Source organism: Acinetobacter lactucae (assembly GCF_013344765.1).
Taxonomy (GTDB): Bacteria; Pseudomonadota; Gammaproteobacteria; order Pseudomonadales; family Moraxellaceae; genus Acinetobacter; species Acinetobacter lactucae_A.
Genome location: NZ_JABVBF010000253.1, coordinates 1 through 3,026, shown reverse-complemented (window position 1 = coordinate 3,026; position 3,026 = coordinate 1). Strand labels below are relative to the sequence as shown.

4 protein-coding genes are annotated in these 3,026 nt (G+C 37.5%); 2 read left to right on the top strand and 2 right to left on the bottom strand.

What is annotated here, in order from left to right:
* Positions 1-188 precede the first annotated feature (188 nt).
* Positions 189-1,355: a methionine adenosyltransferase gene (gene metK / locus HUN22_RS16295; RefSeq protein ID WP_174731552.1), complete on the top strand. Its 1,167-nt coding sequence runs from the start codon at positions 189-191 to the stop codon at positions 1,353-1,355.
* Positions 1,356-1,479: 124 nt separating this feature from the next.
* On the opposite strand, the gene HUN22_RS16290 is transcribed toward metK, so the two are convergent.
* Positions 1,480-1,728 carry a hypothetical protein gene (locus HUN22_RS16290; RefSeq protein ID WP_002121448.1) on the bottom strand — a complete coding sequence of 83 codons (249 nt, stop codon included), beginning with the start codon at positions 1,726-1,728 and terminating at the stop codon, positions 1,480-1,482.
* A gap of 258 nt (positions 1,729-1,986) precedes the next feature.
* On the opposite strand from HUN22_RS16290, the gene HUN22_RS16285 reads away from it, so the two are divergent.
* Positions 1,987-2,181, top strand: a complete 195-nt coding sequence (locus HUN22_RS16285; RefSeq protein ID WP_174731549.1) for a hypothetical protein — start codon at positions 1,987-1,989, stop codon at positions 2,179-2,181.
* Between the two features lie 66 nt (positions 2,182-2,247).
* On the opposite strand, the gene HUN22_RS16280 is transcribed toward HUN22_RS16285, so the two are convergent.
* Positions 2,248-2,814, bottom strand: coding sequence for an FxsA family protein (locus HUN22_RS16280; protein ID WP_174731546.1), 567 nt, complete (start codon positions 2,812-2,814; stop codon positions 2,248-2,250).
* Between the last annotated feature and the right edge of the window lie 212 nt (positions 2,815-3,026).

Genomic DNA, 3,026 nt, shown 5'->3' with positions numbered 1-3,026 from the left:
CACAACAACTTGTTAAAATATAAATACTTTAAATTAAAGTTATCCATATCAATTTTACTTATACACTTATCAATTAAAACACACTATAAATGAAATAAATTCATGCTTTTTGGTCAGTATGAACTGGTCCTCAAGCTCAAGTCGATGTAACATATTATGTCTTTTGAAATAACCAAGATAGGACTTTCATGCGCGAGTACGCTGTTTTTACCTCGGAATCTGTAAGCGAAGGTCATCCCGATAAAATGGCCGACCAAATTAGCGACGCTATTTTGGATGCAATCTTAAAAGAAGACCCATATGCACGTGTTGCTTGTGAAACACTGGTAAAAACAGGCGCTGTTGTACTTGCTGGTGAAGTAACAACGACTGCTAATATTGATGTTGAAGCTGTTGTTCGTAATACTGTTAATGGTATTGGTTACCATCACTCTGATCTTGGCTTTGATGGATCAACCTGTGCTGTAATCAATATGATTGGTAAACAATCACCTGAAATTGCTCAAGGTGTCGACCGCCAAAAACCTGAAGATCAAGGTGCCGGTGACCAAGGTCTAATGTTCGGTTATGCAAGCCGTGAAACAGATGTGCTTATGCCGGCTCCGATTTCTTATGCTCACCGTTTAATGGAGCGTCAAGCTGAACTTCGCCGTTCAGGTGCACTTCCATGGTTACGCCCAGATGCAAAAAGCCAAGTTACTTTTGCATATGAAAATGGTAAGCCTGTTCGTCTAGATGCGGTTGTTTTATCTACTCAGCACGATCCTGAAATTTCTCAAAGCCAGCTTAAAGAAGCTGTTATTGAAGAAATTATCAAACCGATCATCCCTGCAGAAATGTTCCATGCTGCTACTAAATTCCACATTAACCCAACAGGTATGTTCGTGATTGGCGGCCCTGTAGGTGATTGTGGTTTAACTGGTCGTAAAATTATTGTTGATACATACGGCGGTATGGCTCGTCACGGGGGTGGTGCTTTTTCTGGTAAAGATCCATCTAAAGTTGACCGTTCTGCTGCATATGCAGGTCGTTATGTTGCAAAAAATATTGTAGCTGCCGGCCTTGCTGACAAATGTGAAATTCAGGTGAGTTATGCCATTGGTGTAGCAGAACCTACTTCAATTTCAATTAATACCTTTGGTACAGCAAAGGTTTCTGATGAGTTGATTATTCAACTCGTACGTGATCATTTCGATTTAAGACCGTTTGGTATTACCCGTATGTTGGATCTTCTTCAACCGATGTACAAACAAACTGCGGCTTATGGCCACTTTGGTCGTGAAGGTTCAGACTCGGCATTTACTTGGGAAAAAACTGATAAAGTTGATGCTCTTAAAAATGCTGCTGGCCTCTAAGATGAAATCATAAAAAGCCCGCCATTGAGCGGGCTTTTTTAATAATTAAAATTTTATGGTATGTAGGGTTTAATCTTCTAGCAATCGTCCTTGATGCCATATCATTTATAGCTGTAACCAAAGTCTATTGTCTTGTGGTTTTATCATCCTGATTTAATACATCCAGTAAAGTTGACTGCGTTGGAGTATCTTGATGGTTCTGGATATAGATATGCACAACTTTAAACACGACGACAACAGCTAGACAAGCCATCACACAAAACATCCATAAGCCATACGGGCTTCGAATATGTTGTGAACCACAATATGGACATGATTTATCAGTCGATGCCACAACTTTGTCACAACACGCACAATGGTATTGATATAGCATAGGTAACCCTCCTTCCCTCATTTCAACCGTTGTTTTTTTAATAGGTTTGCTGCATTTTTAATTTATACATCCTTTATATTTATCCTATGTGAAATGAAAAGATAATTCAATCTAGATGAACAATTGAGTCAATTAAAAAATATTAATTAAAAACATATATATAACTTAAATATTATTTTTATAGGACTATTTTTCTTATTTTGATATTTTGCCAAATTTGTTAAAATAAGCGAATAATCTCACATTTTAGGCAAATGCATGTCACATACAAAGCTCATTAATAAAGGTGGCTTTCGCGAAAGAGCCAACCGAAGCCGAGGTTATCAACAATCTGAAAATAAGCAAACTGCCTTAGCTTCCAACAAATATCAACCTCAAACAAAATTACAAGAAGACCAAACTGAATTGGCTCAAAAAGATCTTAGTGGGACTGAAGAATCTCTAACTAAATAATGTATATCTTCTTAAAATAAAAAAGGCCTAAACTTTGGAGGTTTAGGCCTTTAGATAAAGTAATGATTAATCCTTATTTTTATGTTCAATTTTCTTATGTTCTGGAGTGACTTCACGAGCTTCTCCATCAATAATGCTTGAATCACGATATTGACCTTGACTCCCCCCACCTTGTTGATTCTGCATATCTTGCATTTGGCGCATTAAATCAGCAAATGGGTTTTGTCCACCCATATTACCGCCCATGCCACCCATCATTTTATCCATCATAGCCTGTTGGCGTTTTGCGAGAGTTCTCATCGCCATATTACGGAAAGCAGTTTGAACACCAGGGATCAAAATCAAAACAGCTAATACATCAGAAACAAGACCTGGCAACATTAGTAAGAAACCTGCAAAAGCATAAGCAAGTTTTTTAGTTACTGCCGGGTCATTACCGAGTTGGCCAGTCATCTGCATTTGCTGTAATTGAGGCATAATACCAGCAGTACTTCTGCGAATAAGCCCTAAACCAATAAAGAAAGCAAGAATGAACCAAAAGAACACATACCATCCACTGATGAACTGTGCTACGCCAATCCATACGGCAATTTCAACAATCGCGCCCAGAACTACAATAAGAAGTAAATTCATGTAAAACTTTATCTATCTCAAAAAGGAAATTCATTGCAGTTTTATTTGCCCCAACCCTATCGAATCAGCCAGAGTCTGCAATACTAGAGTACATTTGATTTTAACTCGATAAAAACAAACATGCTTTATTATTAATGAGTGCTATATTAGGTTTATCAAGTGCGACTTTTCTCAGATTTTAATTTTTTTACTCTATTTAAACAGTATAGCTC

Coding starts and splice junctions, on each gene's coding strand:
- HUN22_RS16285 (WP_174731549.1), top strand. CDS start 1,987: ATGTCACATACAAAGCTCATTAATAAAGGTGGCTTTCGCGAAAGAGCC.
- HUN22_RS16290 (WP_002121448.1), bottom strand. CDS start 1,728: ATGCTATATCAATACCATTGTGCGTGTTGTGACAAAGTTGTGGCATCG.
- HUN22_RS16280 (WP_174731546.1), bottom strand. CDS start 2,814: ATGAATTTACTTCTTATTGTAGTTCTGGGCGCGATTGTTGAAATTGCC.
- metK (WP_174731552.1), top strand. CDS start 189: ATGCGCGAGTACGCTGTTTTTACCTCGGAATCTGTAAGCGAAGGTCAT.